We start from the raw sequence: 14,481 nt of genomic DNA, 5'->3' as shown, positions 1-14,481 counted from the left end.
CCCCGCCTCCCCCGCCCTCACGCGCCCGCCCCGCCGGGGCCGCCGTCCCCCCGGCCCCCCCCGGCCACTGCCTTCGGCAGCCGTTCAGGCGACGTCGAGGACCGTCTTCAGCCAGCCGTCCTCGCGGCGGTCGAACGTCTCGTACGCCTCGATGGCGTCGACGGGCGGCTCGTGCCGCGTGATGAACGCGGTCGGATCGACCGTGCCCTCGACGACCAGGTCGAGCAGGCCGGGCAAATACCGGCGGTGGTTGCAGTTGCCCATCTTGACGGTGAGGTTCTTGTTCATCGCCGCGCCGATCGGGAAGCTGCGGAAGCCCGCCGGGTAGACCCCGATGACGCCGATGCTGCCCGCCTTTGCCGCCGCGTCGACGGCCCACTGCAGCGCGAGGCTCGGCGCGTCGCCGGGCACCCACTGCCCGCCCCCGGGATCGCCGCTCGGCGCGGCTGCGGTCCGCTCCTGCTCGAACCGCTCGGCGTCCTGCTCGATCGCCTCGACGGCCGGGCCGGCCTTGGGCCGCTCGGCGTCCACGCCGACCGCTTCGATGACGCGGTCGACGCCGATCCCGCCGGTGAGCTCCTTGACCACGGCGACCGGGTCTTCGCGGTTGAAGTCGATCGTCTCGGCGTTCTGCTCGCGCGCCTTGTCGAGCCTGGAGGCGATGCCGTCCACGACCAGCACGCGTCCGGCGCCCTGCCGCTTGGCCGCGGCGACGGCGAACTGGCCCACCGCCCCCGCGCCCAGCACCAGGACGCTGTCGCCGGGCCCGACTTCGGCGAGTTCCGCACCGAACCAGGCGGTGGGGAACATGTCGGACAAGAGGATCGCCTGGTCGTCGCTCACCGCGTCCGGGATGCGGACCAGGCTCGTCGCCGCATACGGCACGCGCGCGTACTCGGCCTGCAGCCCGTCCACCGGCCCGGTGGACTTCGGACCCCCGAAGAAGCACGTGCCCGCCGAAGGGCCGTTCGGGTTGGCGGTGTCGCACTGGGCGTAGTAGCCGGCCCTGCAGTAGGAACAGGTGCCGCACCCGATCGTGGAGGTCACCACGACCCGGTCACCGGGGCTGAAACCGCGCACGTCGGGCCCGGTCTCCTCAACCACGCCGACGGCTTCGTGCCCGAGAACGGTGCCCTCGGCCATGTCCGGGATCGTTCCGCGGACCATGTGCAGGTCCGTGCCGCAGATCGCGCTGCGGGTGATTCGGACGGTCGCGTCGGTCGGTTCCTGAATGCTGGGATCGGGCACCTCGTCGAGCCGGATGTCACCGGTCCCGTGCCATACCACGGCCTTCATCGCGTTCCCCCTCGCGGAATTGCGCCGCATCGCCAAGGCCCGGCTAGGTGCAGCCGGACCGTGCGGCAAGCGGCTTTGATCAGTGGCCAGGGGGAGTACCCGCCGCCTCCGGCGCGACACGTCGCGTGAGGCGGCGGCTCGGCAAGAGACCGCGAGAGGCCTGCACCGGCCTCGCGGTCTCACGCCGGTCGCCGTCGGCGCCGTAACCGCAGGTCTGCAGTCCTCTGTGTCCCGTCTGGTGGACGGCGCCGAGAATCTGAGCCGCTCGGGCGCGCCGGTGATAGCATCCTCTCCACGGCGGATCGGCCCGCGCCCCGCAAGGGTCCGACCTCGGATGGAATCTGTTTTGATCGACCTCATCACTGCTTCGCGAGAGGTGGACCATGTGGCGAGCGCGGAGCGGCGGCTCCCGTGAGATGCACCGGTTTGCAATGACCCCTTGGGAGGTGTCGTGACGGCGGAACCTGCGGATGGCAAGTCCGCCGAGTCGCATTCCTCGCCGAAGGCGAATCCGCGTGCACCGCTTACCGATCAGGACGATTCGTCCGGACAGCTCCAGATCGCCGACTGCGACTGCCACGAGGTCGGACTGCTGGTGGCCGGTGAGATAGATTTGAACGGGCACGACGACTGGGAAAAGGCGCTGCGTCGGGCCACGGGCGAGGGCGCTGAGGTCCATGTGCACCTCGCCGGACTCCGATTCATCGACGTCCGAGGAGTCACCTTGCTCGTGAACATCGCAGACGGCCTTGACGACGGACAGCTGATCGTCGCCCACGGAGCACCCCCTGGCTTCGACCGCGTCATGCGGGTGCTGTGGCCGGACTGCGCGGCCGGGATACTGATCGAGGGAGATCAATGACCGTCGCGACAACCCCAGACGCCCGCGATCAGGAGAACCCGGACGGGTTCGAGCACCCCGTCTTCTTCTACTCCTCGCCCGACGAGTTCCTCGCCGGCACCGTCCCGTTCATCGAAGCCGCCCTGAGCGCCGACGAACCCGCGGCCGCCGCCGTCCCCAGGCACAACCTGGACTCGCTCAGGAAGGCGCTGGGGGCCTCCGCCGAGCGCGTCATGCTCATCGACATGACCGACGCCGGCGCCAACCCCGGCCGGATCATCCCCGGCGTGCTGCGCTCGTTCGTCGACGCCCACAAGGGCCGCAACCGGGTGCGCATCATCGGCGAGCCGATCTGGCCCGGCCGCAGCGAACTGGAGTACCCGGCCTGCGTCCAGCACGAGGCGCTGCTCAACCTGGCCTTCAACGGCCGCCCGGTCACCAAGCTCTGCCCTTACGACGCCGAAGGGCTCAGCCCGCAGGCCATCGCGGACGCGCGCGCCACCCACCCGCTGGTCATCGACAGCACCGGCCGGCACCCGAGCGAGCATTACGATCCGGGCCGCATCCTGACCGACTACAACCAGCCGCTGGCCCCCGCCCCGCGGACGGCCATCGAGCGCGTCGCCGACAAGCCGACGCTCGACAACGCGCGCTGGTTCGTCACCTCGTTCGGGCGCTCGGCCGGCCTGTCCAGCATGCAGCTCGTCGACCTCGAGATCGCCGTCACCGAACTGCTGACCAACAGCATCCAGCACGGCGGCGGCACCGGCACCTTCCGCGTCTGGACCGAGGGCGCGCACTTCGTCTGCGAGGTCAGCGACGTCGGGCACATCACCGACCCCCTCGCCGGACGCATGCCGAAGGACGAGTCCCAGGCGCACGGACGGGGACTGGTGCTCGTCAACCAGGTCGTCGACCTGTTCCTCGCGCACACCAGTCCCCGCGGGACGACCATCCGGATCTACCTTCGCCTGCCCGGCGCGTAGACCCGGGGCACCGGCTCAGGCGAGTTCCTCGCGGAGCTCGTTGAGCGTGCGGTTGAGCAGCCGGGAGACGTGCATCTGGGAGATGCCCACCTCCTCGGCGATCTGCGTCTGCGTCATGTCGCCGAAGTAGCGCAGGCCGAGGATCTTGCGCTCGCGCTCCGGCAGCTCCTGGAGCAGCGGGGCGAGCGTCTCGTGGTTCTCGACGAGCTCGAGCGCGCCGTCCTCGCCGCCGATCGTCTCGACCAGGGAGAGCCGGTTCTCGTCCTCGAACGGCGGCTCGTCGAGCGAGACCGCCCGGAAGGCCTGGCGGGCCTCGTAGCCCTCCTGGACCTCGCGCACGGTGATGCCGAGGTGCTCGGCGAGTTCTTCCTCGGTCGGCGGGCGGCCGAGGTCCTGGGCGAGCTCGGCGCCGGCCCGGTTGAGGGAGAGGCGCAGCTCCTGGAGCCGGCGGGGCACCCGCATCGGCCAGGTGGTGTCGCGGAAGTGGCGCCGCACCTCGCCCATGACGGTCGGGACGGCGAAGGAGAGGAAGTCCGCGCCCTTGCTGGAGTCGAACCGGTCGACCGCGTGGATCAGGCCGACCGAGGCGACCTGGACCAGGTCGTCCTTTGCGATGCCCTTGCCGGAGAACCGCTGCGCGATGTGCTCTGCCAGCGGCAGGTAGCCGGTGACCAGGCGGTCCCTGACCTCGGACCACTGGGGATCGTCCGGATCGAGCCGCTCCAGCTCGTCGAACAGCGGCTCGAGGTGGCCGTACTCGTCCGACTTGCGTCGCTGCTGCTGTCGTGTGTCGGTCATGATTGTCGCCTCCAGTCTCGGTTCAGGGGGGTGGTGCCTGGAGTTCCAGCGATTCCGCTCGTAGCAAGGCCATGGATGGCGGCCATCCGACCATTCTGGTCGGGAGTGGCAATGTCCTTGCGAGACATCATCGCTATGAACTCCCATCGACTGCTACGTTTTCATCAGCATACGAGAATGCCGTTGCGATGTCACCAGGAGACTCCCGCCGCAATTATTAAACGCGATTGCGATGGAGATCACAGGTTTCCGGCGACCTGATCATTTGGGCGGATAACCAGCAAATCAGCCGCCGCAGTCGCTGCGCACCTGCCCCTGCGGTGCACTCGCACCTCCCTGGAATCAGCGGTCGACCCGTTTCCCCTGCTTCTGGCGAACGAACGGCAGGCCATTGCGCGCACCGATCTGCGCAATTACGTTTGGTCGCTTCACGTATACTCAAGCGCAACTCGGCGAAAACATATCGGCGACCGTCTGCAGCGTTCGGCAGCACAGGCGCCGTTCCGGTCGAAGGAGGCGAGCGATGAGCTCAGTGCCCGAACACCGGGCCGAAGAGCCGTTCGAACATCCCGCCCTGCACTACCGCGGTCCCCAGGAGTACCTGGAGGGCACGATGCCGTTCATCGACGGGGCGCTCACCGCCGGCGAACCCGTCGCCGTCGCCGTGCCGCCCCGCAACCTGGATCTCCTGCAGGACGCGTTGGGCGCCTCGGCGGCACGCGTGCAGATGCTCGACATGACCCGGGCCGGCGCCAACCCCGGCCGCATCATCCCCGGCGTCCTGCGCGAGTTCGCGGACAGGCATCCCGACCGCCGCGTCAAGATCATCGGGGAGCCGATCTGGCCCGACCGCAGCGACCTGGAGTACCCGGCCTGCGCCCAGCACGAGGCACTGATCAACCCCGCCTTCGCGGGCAGGGACGTCGCGATCCTGTGCCCGTACGACATCGACGGCCTCGACCGGCGGGCGATCGCGGACTCGCTTGCGACGCATCCGGTCATCATCGACGGCAAGGGGCGCCGCACCAGCGCCGCGTTCGACCACGAGGACGTCGTCGCCCGCTACAACCGGCCGCTCCCGCCGCCGCCCAGGACGGCCATCGAACGCTCGGTCGACCGCGGCACCATCGACAACGCCCGCTGGTTCGTGACCTCCTTCGGGCGCAAGGTCGGCCTCCCCGCCGACCGGCTCATCGACCTCGAGATCGCCGTCACCGAACTGGCCACCAACAGCATCCGCCACGGCGGAGGGACGGGCACGCTGCGCGTCTGGACCGAGGGCGACCTGCTCGTCTGCGAACTGGCCGACGCCGGGCACCTCACCGATCCGCTCGCGGGCCGCCGCCCGAGCGACGGTGGCGAGGAGGGCCACGGCCTGCTGCTGGTCAACCATGTCGTGGACCTGCTCCGCACCCACACCGAACCGGCCGGCACCACCATGAGGATCTACATAGGACTGGATTAGGCCCGGGGCCGCGGTCGGAGCGATCGCTCCGGATCGGCTCAGCCGACCCAGAGGAGGAGCACGGCGAGACTCGCGGCGGCTCCTGCGAAGCAGGCCACCGCGGCCTTCGGGCTCGGCCCGGCGGTTCCAGAGGAGTGGCTGCTCAGCATCGATTGGAGCTGCTCGCGCAGCTTCTCGTTGAACGCGAGGCCGGCTGCGAGGATCAGTGCCGAAGGCAGCGCGTAGACCAGGGTGTAGCCGATCAGGACGACGACCGCCGTCGGGGACGCGACGTCGGCGTCGATGAGGCGTTCGACGGCCAGGACCATCGGGAACGCGTTGGGGAGGTCCCCGATGGTGGCGAGCACCCCGAACGGCAGCGCGCTCCAGGCGTTCACCCACGGCGGCAGCGTGTAACCCTTGCGCTCGCGGGGCTTGAGCCTGCGCACGCCCATCACGACCAGCGCCAGCGCGAGGCCGGCGAACAGCAGGCGGCGAAGCCACAGTGTGAACCCCTCCAGCACCGAGTCCGCGAATGTCAGTCCGAAGTAGAACATCAGGGCGAAGGCCAGGAACGACACCGCGACGCCGAGCATGAACGCCCAGCCGGTCGGCGCGGGGCGCTTGGCGCCCAGCAGGATCACGATGACGAGCCACGTCGTGGCGGCGTTGATCGAGTCGAGCAGTGCCAGCCCCGTCAGGCTCCACAGCAGTCCACCTGTCAACGGACACACTCCATTTCGCGGCTCACCCGACTAGGGCCCCTGGTTGTGGACCGTGCGTGATCCCGCTCGGCCCGCGGCACGACACGCGGGCCGCCCGACCGCACAGTACCCGCCCGGTCAGCCCTGACGACCCGGCGATCGGGCCTCGAGCGTCAGGCAGGGGTCTTCTGGCTGAAGGCGCACTTCCAGGTGTCGCCGCTGCGGATCCAGAGGTCGGTGATCCACTCGTCGGCCGTGTACGGGTCGCCTTCCCAGGCGCCGGTGCTCGTGCGCCGACAAGTCACCAGGAGGGCGTCTCGCGTGGTGACGGTGTGCTCGGGTCCGGGCGCCTCCATGGCGTGGTGGGCGAGGCGGCCCGTGGCGATCCATTCGATCAGGTCGGCCTTGGCGACCATGCCGTCGGGGCCGACGTACACCCAGTCGTCGGTGAAGTGCTCGGCGATCCGGGCCGCGTCGTTGGCGAGCAGCGCCCGGGTGAAGACCTCGGCCACGGCCTGGACTTCGCTTTGGATCGACATGCCGCCTCCAGCGGGTCGGGGACCACCCGAGTCTTGCACTGCCATGTGACAGCCGATGAACACCGGCGAGCGCCGGGCCGAGGGGCCGGTGAGCCCCAACCGTGCCCTGGTTCAGGTTCGCGATGCTCGAATGCGGCGGTTCGCCGCACGGCGCCGGCGGCTTCGGGAGGCATGGCCGATACGTGGTCGGCGGGCACGGGTTCGACTACGGTGGACCCCGACCAAGGGAGTCGCGGTGTTCGGTCTCGAGTTCGTGGTGGTGCTCGGCATCACGGTCGTGGCCTGCGGCGCCGCCTCCGGCCGGCTCCGCGTCGCCGCGCCGGTGCTGCTGCTGGCCGCGGGCCTCCTGCTCGGATTCGTGCCGGTCCTGCGCGAGGTGGAACTGCCCTCCGAGGTCATGCTCCTGCTGTTCCTGCCGCCACTGCTGTACTGGGAGAGCCTGACGACCTCGCTGCGGCAGATCCGCCGCGACTTCCGCAGCGTCATGCTCAACAGCACCGTCCTGGTCGTGGCGACCGCGGGCGCCGTCGCGGTCACCGCGCACTGGCTCGGCATGCCGTGGGGGCCGGCCTGGGTGCTCGGTGCGGCCGTCGCCCCGACCGACGCGACCGCTGTTGCGGCCCTGGCGAAGTCGCTGCCGCGCCGCACCATGACGATGCTGCGCGCGGAGAGCCTGATCAACGACGGCACCGCACTGGTGGTCTACGGTATCGCCGTCGCAGTCACCGTGGGCGAGCTCAATCTGAGCTTCGCCGCCGTCTCCGGACGCTTCCTGCTGTCCTATCTCGGCGGCGCCGCCGCCGGGGCCCTGGTCGCCTGGCTCGGTGTCCTGGTGCGCCGCCGCATCGACGACCCCGTCCTGGGAAACGTCGCCGCGCTCGTCATCCCCTTCACCGCATACCTGCTCGCCGAATTCATGGAGGCCTCGGGCGTGCTGGCGGTGGTCGTCTGCGGGCTCATCATGAGCCAGGTGTCGATCCGCCGGTCGAGCCCGACCGCCCGGATCCAGGGCGCCGCGTTCTGGACGATCGCCACGTTCGTGCTCAACAGCGCCCTGTTCGTCCTGGTCGGCATCCAGGCGCAGGACGCGGTCCGGTCTCTCGACGCCGGCGAGCTCGCCGTCTCGCTCTGGCGCGCATTGGTGGTGACCGGGGTCGTGGTGGCTGCGCGTTTCGCGTTCTTCTTCACCATGCCGTACCTGATCCGGCTGCTCGACCGTCGGCCCGAGCAGCGGGCGCGGCGCGTCGGCGCCCGGCCGCGGGTCCTTTCCTCGCTGTGCGGCTTCCGCGGCGCGGTCTCGATCGCCGCGGCTCTGGGCGTGCCGCTTCTCCTCGACAGCGGCGAGCCGTTCCCCGTCCGCGACCAGATCGTGTTCACGACCGCGGTCGTCGTCGTGCTGACCGTGGTCGTCCAGGGCCTCATGCTCCCCGGGGTGCTGCGCTGGGCGCGGCTGCCCGCCGACGCCGACGTGGAGGCCGAGCGCCGCCTGGCCCTGGTGACCACGACCGAGGCGGCGCTCGGTGTCCTCGACGCGACCGCCGAGCGGCTCGGCACCGATCCCGACGTCGCCGACCGGATGCGCCGCGACTACGAGCAGCACCTGGAAGTCCTGCTCGCCGAGCAGTCCGAGGCCGACGAGGAGCACCCGGCCCGTCGCTACGACCGGCACGACACGGAACTGCGCCTCGAACTCCTGGCGGTGAAGCGGACCGCAGTAGTGCGCCTGCGCGACGAGCAGCGCATCGACGACAACGTCCTGCGCTACATGCAGGGCCGCATCGACATTGAAGAGATCCGACTCACCGGACGCGACGACATGCCCGAATAGGCGGCCAACGCGGGCGCATCGGCGGCGCGGGTCGATGCAGACCGAGCCGGTGGACCATTCGACCGGCCGATGGCCGCTTGCCGGTGCGCTCCACGGCGTCCGCCTCGCTCAGGCTTCGGGGATGTCGCGGCCGAAGTCCTCGAGCGTGACGTCCGCCGGATCGGGCCCGCCGCGCACGCCCGTGTCCAGGCCGTCGATGGCCGCGGTCTGCTCGGCGGTGAGCGCGAAGTCGAAGACGTCGAAGTTCTCGGCGATCCGGTGCGGTTTGACGGACTTCGGGATCGCTGAGCGCCCGGCCTCGAGGTGCCAGCGGAGCATGACCTGCGCCGGGCTCTTGCCGTGCGCTTCGGCGATCTCGACGATGACCGGGTCCTCGAACACCGACCCGGTGCCGGTGTCGCGGTAGGCGGTGATGCCGCCGATCGGCGACCACGCCTGGGTGAGGATGGCGCGGTCGGCGTTCGCCCGCTGGACTTCGGGCTGGGCGAAGTAGGGGTGGACCTCGACCTGGTTCACGGCCGGCACGACGCTCGCGCGCTCCATGAGCCGGGCGAGGTGGTCGGGCATGAAGTTGGAGACGCCGATCGCGCGGACCTTCCCGTCCTCGAGCAACGTCTCCAGGGCCCGGTACGCGTCGATGGTCCGGGCGAAGGCGCTCGGCAGGGCCTGGTGGAGGATGAACAGGTCGATCACCTCGACGCCGAGCTTGCCGGCGGACTTGTCGAAGGCGTGGAGGGTGTCGTCGTACCCGTAGTCGGAGATCCAGACCTTCGTCTCGATGAACACCTCGTCCCGGCCGAGCCCGGAGCTCGCGAGGGCCTGGCCGACTTCGCGTTCGTTGCCGTACGCGGCGGCGGTGTCGATGAGCCGGTAGCCCGTCTCCAGTGCCTCGGTGACCGAGTCGCGGGTCTCCTCCGGCGGTGTCTGGAAGACGCCGAAGCCCAGCAGGGGCATCTTCACGCCGTTGTTCAACGCGGTATGCGTGTCGATCTCGCTCATGGCCTCGACGCTACGGGCGAATCGAGGCGTGCGGAAGGGACATGCGCGAATGGAGGCGCCGGCATTACCGGAAGCGCGCTCGCCGCCGCTGCCGAACTGTTTGAATTCCTCTTGTGACTGAACGCGACGACGGGGCCCTGTTCGGCAACCGGTTCTTGACCACGCCCGCTCCCTCGGAGAAATTCCCTGAGCGGGGCATGGCCGCGACCGACGCCATGCGGCTGCTGGACGTGGACCTCGCCATGGAGGGCGATCCGCAGCGCAACCTCGCCACGTTCGTCACCACGTGGATGGAGCCGGAGGCGCAGCGGATCATCGCCGAGAACCTCCACCGCAACTTCATCGACCACGCGGAGTACCCGATCTCCGCCGAGATCGAGCAGCGCTGCGTGCGCATGCTCGCCGACCTCTTCAACGCGCCGGGCAAGACGACCGGCTGCCGGACCCAGGGCTCGTCCGAGGCGATCATGCTCGGGGCGCTGTCGCTGAAGTGGAAGTGGCGCGAGCGCCGCCAGGCGGCCGGCCTGTCGGTCGAACGGCCCAACCTGGTCTTCGGCGGGGACGTCCACGTCGTCTGGGAGAAGTTCTGCCGCTATTTCGACGTCGAACCGCGGATCGTGCCGCTCGCCGAGGGCAAGTACACGATCGGCCCCGAGGACGTCGAACCCCACCTCGACGAGCACACGATCGGCGTCGTCGCCGTTCTCGGCACCACGTTCACCGGCCACAAGGACGACGTGGTCGGCATCGACGAGCTCCTGCGGGACATCCGCAAGAAGCGGGACCTCGACATCCCGATCCACGTTGACGGCGCCAGCGGCGCGTTCGTGTGGCCCTTCCTCTACCCGGACTCGAAGTGGGACTTCCGGCTCGAGCAGGTCCGCTCGATCAACGTCTCCGGGCACAAGTACGGCCTGGTCTACCCGGGCATCGGCTGGCTGGTCTTCCGCGAGGAGTCGGACCTGCCCGAGGACCTCGTGTTCTACGAGAACTACCTGGGCAAGACCGACGCGACGTTCACGCTGAACTTCTCCACCGGCGCCTCGATGGTGCTCGCGCAGTACTACAACTTCGTGCGGCTGGGCCGCCAGGGCTACACCTACGTCATGAAGATGATGCAGGAGAACGCGCGCGTGCTGGCGGACAACCTGCGCAGCGGCGGCCGCTTCGAGGTGATCGGGGGCGACGCCGAGCAGCTGCCGCTGGTCGCGTTCCGCCTCACCGGCGAGCAGGACTACGACGAGTCCGACGTCGCCTGGCAGCTCTCTGCCGAGCGCGGCTGGATGGTGCCCGCGTACACGCTCCCGCCCGACGCTCAGGGGATCAAGATCATGCGCGCCCTGGTCAAGGAGACCCTGAGCCGCGAGCAGATCGACCGCCTGAGCGAGGACATCGCCGACGCGTGCCGCACCCTGGACGCCAAGGGCGCGGCCCACGATGTCGAACGGGCCCAGGTCAAGCGCGGCACCGGCTACTGACGAGCCGCGGCCCGGTGCCGAGCCCGCCGGGGTCGGTCAGCCGAAGAGGTCGTCCCTGATGTGGACCGCGTGGCCGACGACGTCGGCGCCGAGCGTCAGGGCGTCCTTCCCGGCCGTGCGGAAGTGGATGCCGGTCAGCACGCGCGCCGAGACGGCCTCGGGCCCCAGCGCGGTCCAACCCGCGTAGGAGCGCGGCGTGTCGGGGAAGTCGGGGCTCGTGAGCCGGAATCCGCGGCCGGGCCCCTGCGGCACGAGCTCATGCAGCACCGCCTGGCCCACACCGGCATAGAGACTGGTCCCGCTGATGTAGTCGGGGTGGCTCGGGGTCGTCTCGAACGGCGTCCAGCCCGGCTCGGGGGCTTCCGGGTCCTCCCGGACGGCGCTGACCGGCCTCCAGTGCCAGTAGTGGTACTTCGTCTCGGCGCCGGCGATCTGGGAGTCGACCTGTCCGATGTAGAAGAGGGCGACGAGTTCCACGCGGTCGGCGAGGGCGTCCGTCCGCTCGAGGCCCCGCCGCAGCGACTGCTGGAGCAGCGGGACCGCCGAGGTGAACCAGAACTGCGCGATGAACGACTGCTCTGCGGTGCGTGCGGTGGAGTCGATCCGGCCCAGGGACCTGACCTCGTCGAGTTCGGCGCGGTAGGCCTCGCTGCCGACGGGGGGCGGGCCCGCGGGGCGGAACTGCTCGGCCGATTCGAGCGCGAACGGCCGGGCGTAGGCGATCCCGGCGGTCGTCGGGCGCGCAAGGGCCGGCGGGGTGGGCCGCCAGATTCCGGGTGCCGGTGCGGGCACTTCGATCTGGGGGCTGATCGAGGCCGGGTCGAGGCCGTCGCCCTCGCGATCGGCGAGCAGGGCCTGGGCCTCTCGGGTACCGGCGGCGACGCCGTCGGTCCTGGTTCTGCCCTTGGGGATCCGGGCGAGCGCGTCTGCCAGCGCTGCGTCGAGCGCCTCCTGCTGACCGCTGGTGAGCGCCGACAGGCCGGTGTGGAGCGCCGAAGCGAGGGCGGCTCGGGAGAACTGCTCGCGGCCTTTGCGCGGCGCCGTCCGCAGGGCCCGCGCGGCGGCGGTCCAGGAGATCGCCCAGGAGCGGTCGTTGATGACCCGGACGGACGAGCCGCCGGCGGCGGTGGCGGCGACCGTGGTGTCGAACCAGGTCAGGGCGTCGTCTGCGCTGCAGTCCGGTCTGGCCCCGGAGGCGGGGTCGGCGAGTCCCGCGCCGACGCCCGCGGCGACCGAGGCCGCGGCGATGGCGGCGAGGAGACTGCGGCGGCGGGGGTGCGAGAACTTGAAGTCGTGGTCGGGCCGGCTGAGCATGTGGCGTTCACTCTCCTGAGAAGGATGGTCCGATGGGGGATCGGGCGTGATGCTCGTGGTGGGGCGGTGAAGGGGCGACAAGGTCGCTTCTCGTTGCAGTGCAACGGGGTCGCTCGCATAGAGGCGACGGTTGTGGCGTCGCGGGCGGGGTGCTCCCCGCCTTCGGCGTTGCGGCGCTCGCTCGCGCCCATGGGTCCATGATGGCCCCTCGCGCGGCGCCGCACCTCCACTGAACGGCTGAGTTCTCGGGCGTCGCCAATTCACCGCCCTTGCGGTTAGGGTGGGCGCCATGGGTTCATGGGGAGTCAAGGCACTTCAGAGCGACGAGGGTCTTGAGGTGCTCGCGATGGTGGAGGCGATCGTTCGCGGTCGGGACCGGGTGACGGCCGATGAGCTGGTGAACGCCGCCCGTGATGAGGGCCTGCTTGGCGACGACCCCGCCGCTGACGAGTACTTGTACGACATGACCGCATTGGCGCTCGCCGAGATCATCACCGGTGACACCGCGCAGCTTGCGGACCCGGGCTTCGGCGGGACGGTCTTCGTTGCGACTCCCGAGGGCACCGCCGCGCTCCTCGCATGGGTGGCGCAGCTGCGCGACGGCGATCCGGACCGTGAGTTCCGGGACCTGCGGATGGATGATCCGCGTCAGGTCGAACACGTGACCTCAGTGCTCGAGATGTTGAGCCGCATGCAACTCGGCTCGTAGCGGTAGCGACCCTCCAGTAGTCGGCGAGATCCAGTGCGGACGTTCCTCAGCCTGCCGGCGGGATGTTCTGGTTGGCGTGGAAGAAGTTCTCGGGATCGTAGGCCTGCTTGACCGAAGTGAGCCGGTCGTAGTTGCCGCGGTACGTCGATTGGACGCGTTCCGGCCCTTCCTTGGCGCCCAGGAAGTTGACATAGGAACCGCCCATGGAGTGCGGGTGCAGGTCCGTGGAGTAGTCGACGCACCATTGGCGGATGAGATCGGCGTTGGCGGGGTCGGCGTCGATGCCGCCGATCACCGCGGACCATACGGCGTCCCGGTACGCCCAGGCGGTCTCGTCCGCGCCCACCCGGTGGGCGGCCCCGTCCACGGGGTAGAGGTGCATGGTCGACGACTCGGTCGGCAGGGCCTGGCCGTACCGCTCGTGCACTTCGATCGCCGCGTCGGAGATCGCGTCGAAGAAGGCGCCGCGCCAGTACCATTGCAGCCCTTTTGGAATCAGCCCGTCGAACATGCTCTGCAGCGCGGGGTACGGCATCGGCGCGGTGAAGTGGAACGCCGGCGGCGCCGGGTCGTTCGCGACGGCGAGGACCTCTTCGAGGCGGCCCTCTTCCAGGTCGCCGGTGTAGCACCAGACCACCGCGCACATCTTCTGGCCGTGGATCGGCTCGGGGAACGGCGGGCCGGGCGGCACCGTGAGGAGGGCGAAGAACCCGTTGAGGTCTTCCGGTGCGGAGGGGAGGAACTCCCGGTACCACCGCAGGATCTCGCCGGTGCGGTCGATGGGCCAGACGGTCAGGCCGACGCCGACGTTGCTGACCTTGTTCATCCGGAAGGTGAACGACGTGACGACGCCGAAGTTCCCGCCGCCGCCTCGCAGTGCCCAGAACAGGTCCGGATGGTCCTGCTCTGACGCCGTGACGAAGGTGCCGTCGGCGAGGACGACGTCGGCGGAGACCAGGCTGTCGATGGTGAGGCCGTACTTGCGGGTCAGGTGGCCGTGCCCGCCGCCCAGGGTGAGGCCGCCGATGCCGGTCGTGGACATGATGCCGGCGGGTATGCCGAGGCCGAAGGTGTGGGCGGCGTGGTCGAGAGCGCCGAGCTGCGCGCCACCGCCGACCTGCGCGATGCCCGCGCCGGGGTCCACCCGCACCCAGTCCATGGGGGAGAGGTCCAGCGTGAGCCCGTCGTCCACCAGGCACAGGCCCGGTCCGCTGTGGCCGCCGCCGCGGACTGCGAGTTCGATCCCGACCTCCTGCGCGAAGGCGATGGTGGCCCGCACGTCGGCGACGTCGGCGCACTGCGCGAACGCGGCAGGGTGCCGGTCGATCATGGCGTTGTAGATGCTGCGGGTGTCGTCGTAGCCGGGATCCCCTGGGGCGACGACAGGTCCGCGCAGACCCTCGCGCAGTTTCTCGAGATTCGTTCCGCTGATGCTGCCCATGGTCGAACGCCTCCATTGGGAGTCCAGATGACGAACGGCGGTCCGATTGCGCCGCGTACGCCTTGACTCAGGGCGGGGCGGGAACGTATTCGCTCCTCGAATGC

13 protein-coding genes are annotated in these 14,481 nt (G+C 70.0%); 6 read left to right on the top strand and 7 right to left on the bottom strand.

All coding sequences use genetic code 11. The features are described from left to right. Positions 1–84 precede the first annotated feature (84 nt). Complete coding sequence (locus O2L52_RS07435; protein ID WP_270114726.1) at positions 85–1,296, bottom strand: zinc-dependent alcohol dehydrogenase; 1,212 nt, start codon at positions 1,294–1,296, stop codon at positions 85–87. A 451-nt stretch (positions 1,297–1,747) separates the two neighbouring features. Between O2L52_RS07435 and O2L52_RS07430 the strand changes: the two genes are divergently transcribed. Both O2L52_RS07430 and O2L52_RS07425 read left to right on the top strand, forming a co-directional pair. Further along, positions 1,748–2,158 carry an STAS domain-containing protein gene (locus O2L52_RS07430; RefSeq protein ID WP_270114725.1) on the top strand — a complete coding sequence of 137 codons (411 nt, stop codon included), beginning with the start codon at positions 1,748–1,750 and terminating at the stop codon, positions 2,156–2,158. Next, positions 2,155–3,123 carry an anti-sigma factor RsbA family regulatory protein gene (locus tag O2L52_RS07425; protein WP_270114724.1) on the top strand — a complete coding sequence of 323 codons (969 nt, stop codon included), beginning with the start codon at positions 2,155–2,157 and terminating at the stop codon, positions 3,121–3,123. The genes O2L52_RS07430 and O2L52_RS07425 overlap by 4 nt, the downstream gene beginning before the upstream one ends. 15 nt (positions 3,124–3,138) lie before the next feature. On the opposite strand, the gene O2L52_RS07420 is transcribed toward O2L52_RS07425, so the two are convergent. Further along, on the bottom strand, positions 3,139–3,921 hold the full coding sequence (locus O2L52_RS07420; RefSeq protein WP_270114723.1) for a SigB/SigF/SigG family RNA polymerase sigma factor: 783 nt from the start codon (positions 3,919–3,921) through the stop codon (positions 3,139–3,141). 523 nt (positions 3,922–4,444) lie between these two features. Here O2L52_RS07420 and O2L52_RS07415 point away from each other — a divergent pair. Next, complete coding sequence (locus tag O2L52_RS07415; protein WP_270114722.1) at positions 4,445–5,386, top strand: sensor histidine kinase; 942 nt, start codon at positions 4,445–4,447, stop codon at positions 5,384–5,386. A 38-nt stretch (positions 5,387–5,424) separates the two neighbouring features. On the opposite strand, the gene O2L52_RS07410 is transcribed toward O2L52_RS07415, so the two are convergent. After that, positions 5,425–6,090, bottom strand: a complete 666-nt coding sequence (locus O2L52_RS07410) for a GAP family protein (protein ID WP_270114721.1) — start codon at positions 6,088–6,090, stop codon at positions 5,425–5,427. A gap of 152 nt (positions 6,091–6,242) precedes the next feature. Then, positions 6,243–6,608 carry a nuclear transport factor 2 family protein gene (locus tag O2L52_RS07405; RefSeq protein ID WP_270114720.1) on the bottom strand — a complete coding sequence of 122 codons (366 nt, stop codon included), beginning with the start codon at positions 6,606–6,608 and terminating at the stop codon, positions 6,243–6,245. Positions 6,609–6,843: 235 nt separating this feature from the next. Between O2L52_RS07405 and O2L52_RS07400 the strand changes: the two genes are divergently transcribed. Then, positions 6,844–8,436, top strand: a complete 1,593-nt coding sequence (locus O2L52_RS07400; protein WP_270114719.1) for a Na+/H+ antiporter — start codon at positions 6,844–6,846, stop codon at positions 8,434–8,436. A 108-nt stretch (positions 8,437–8,544) separates the two neighbouring features. On the opposite strand, the gene O2L52_RS07395 is transcribed toward O2L52_RS07400, so the two are convergent. After that, positions 8,545–9,435, bottom strand: coding sequence for an aldo/keto reductase (locus tag O2L52_RS07395; RefSeq protein WP_270114718.1), 891 nt, complete (start codon positions 9,433–9,435; stop codon positions 8,545–8,547). A 113-nt stretch (positions 9,436–9,548) separates the two neighbouring features. Between O2L52_RS07395 and O2L52_RS07390 the strand changes: the two genes are divergently transcribed. Next, the gene (locus O2L52_RS07390; RefSeq protein ID WP_270114717.1) at positions 9,549–10,913 is read left to right on the top strand and encodes a glutamate decarboxylase; all 1,365 of its coding nucleotides are present in this window, start codon (positions 9,549–9,551) and stop codon (positions 10,911–10,913) included. A 36-nt stretch (positions 10,914–10,949) separates the two neighbouring features. Here the strand turns inward: O2L52_RS07390 and O2L52_RS07385 are convergent, their stop codons facing one another. Continuing rightward, a complete protein-coding gene (locus O2L52_RS07385) occupies positions 10,950–12,227 on the bottom strand; it encodes a vanadium-dependent haloperoxidase (protein ID WP_270114716.1) in 1,278 nt (425 codons plus the stop codon). A 289-nt stretch (positions 12,228–12,516) separates the two neighbouring features. Here O2L52_RS07385 and O2L52_RS07380 point away from each other — a divergent pair, with 289 nt between their 5' ends. After that, positions 12,517–12,936 (top strand): hypothetical protein, encoded by a 420-nt coding sequence (locus tag O2L52_RS07380; RefSeq protein WP_270114715.1) that lies wholly within the window; start codon positions 12,517–12,519, stop codon positions 12,934–12,936. 46 nt (positions 12,937–12,982) lie between these two features. Here O2L52_RS07380 and O2L52_RS07375 read toward each other — a convergent pair whose 3' ends face one another. Continuing rightward, complete coding sequence (locus tag O2L52_RS07375; RefSeq protein ID WP_270114714.1) at positions 12,983–14,377, bottom strand: FAD-binding oxidoreductase; 1,395 nt, start codon at positions 14,375–14,377, stop codon at positions 12,983–12,985. Positions 14,378–14,481 lie beyond the last annotated feature (104 nt).

This window comes from Glycomyces algeriensis (assembly GCF_027622855.1).
GTDB classification, from domain to species: Bacteria; Actinomycetota; Actinomycetes; order Mycobacteriales; family Micromonosporaceae; genus Glycomyces; species Glycomyces algeriensis.
Note: the sequence above shows the minus strand (reverse complement) of the source record. Positions and strands in the feature narration are given on the sequence as shown.

Excerpts from the sequence above, each read along its gene's own strand:
- O2L52_RS07435 (WP_270114726.1), bottom strand. The coding sequence starts at position 1,296 with ATGAAGGCCGTGGTATGGCACGGGACCGGTGACATCCGGCTCGACGAG.
- O2L52_RS07425 (WP_270114724.1), top strand. The coding sequence starts at position 2,155 with ATGACCGTCGCGACAACCCCAGACGCCCGCGATCAGGAGAACCCGGAC.
- O2L52_RS07420 (WP_270114723.1), bottom strand. The coding sequence starts at position 3,921 with ATGACCGACACACGACAGCAGCAGCGACGCAAGTCGGACGAGTACGGC.
- O2L52_RS07415 (WP_270114722.1), top strand. The coding sequence starts at position 4,445 with ATGAGCTCAGTGCCCGAACACCGGGCCGAAGAGCCGTTCGAACATCCC.
- O2L52_RS07405 (WP_270114720.1), bottom strand. The coding sequence starts at position 6,608 with ATGTCGATCCAAAGCGAAGTCCAGGCCGTGGCCGAGGTCTTCACCCGG.
- O2L52_RS07395 (WP_270114718.1), bottom strand. The coding sequence starts at position 9,435 with ATGAGCGAGATCGACACGCATACCGCGTTGAACAACGGCGTGAAGATG.
- O2L52_RS07385 (WP_270114716.1), bottom strand. The coding sequence starts at position 12,227 with ATGCTCAGCCGGCCCGACCACGACTTCAAGTTCTCGCACCCCCGCCGC.
- O2L52_RS07380 (WP_270114715.1), top strand. The coding sequence starts at position 12,517 with ATGGGTTCATGGGGAGTCAAGGCACTTCAGAGCGACGAGGGTCTTGAG.
- O2L52_RS07375 (WP_270114714.1), bottom strand. The coding sequence starts at position 14,377 with ATGGGCAGCATCAGCGGAACGAATCTCGAGAAACTGCGCGAGGGTCTG.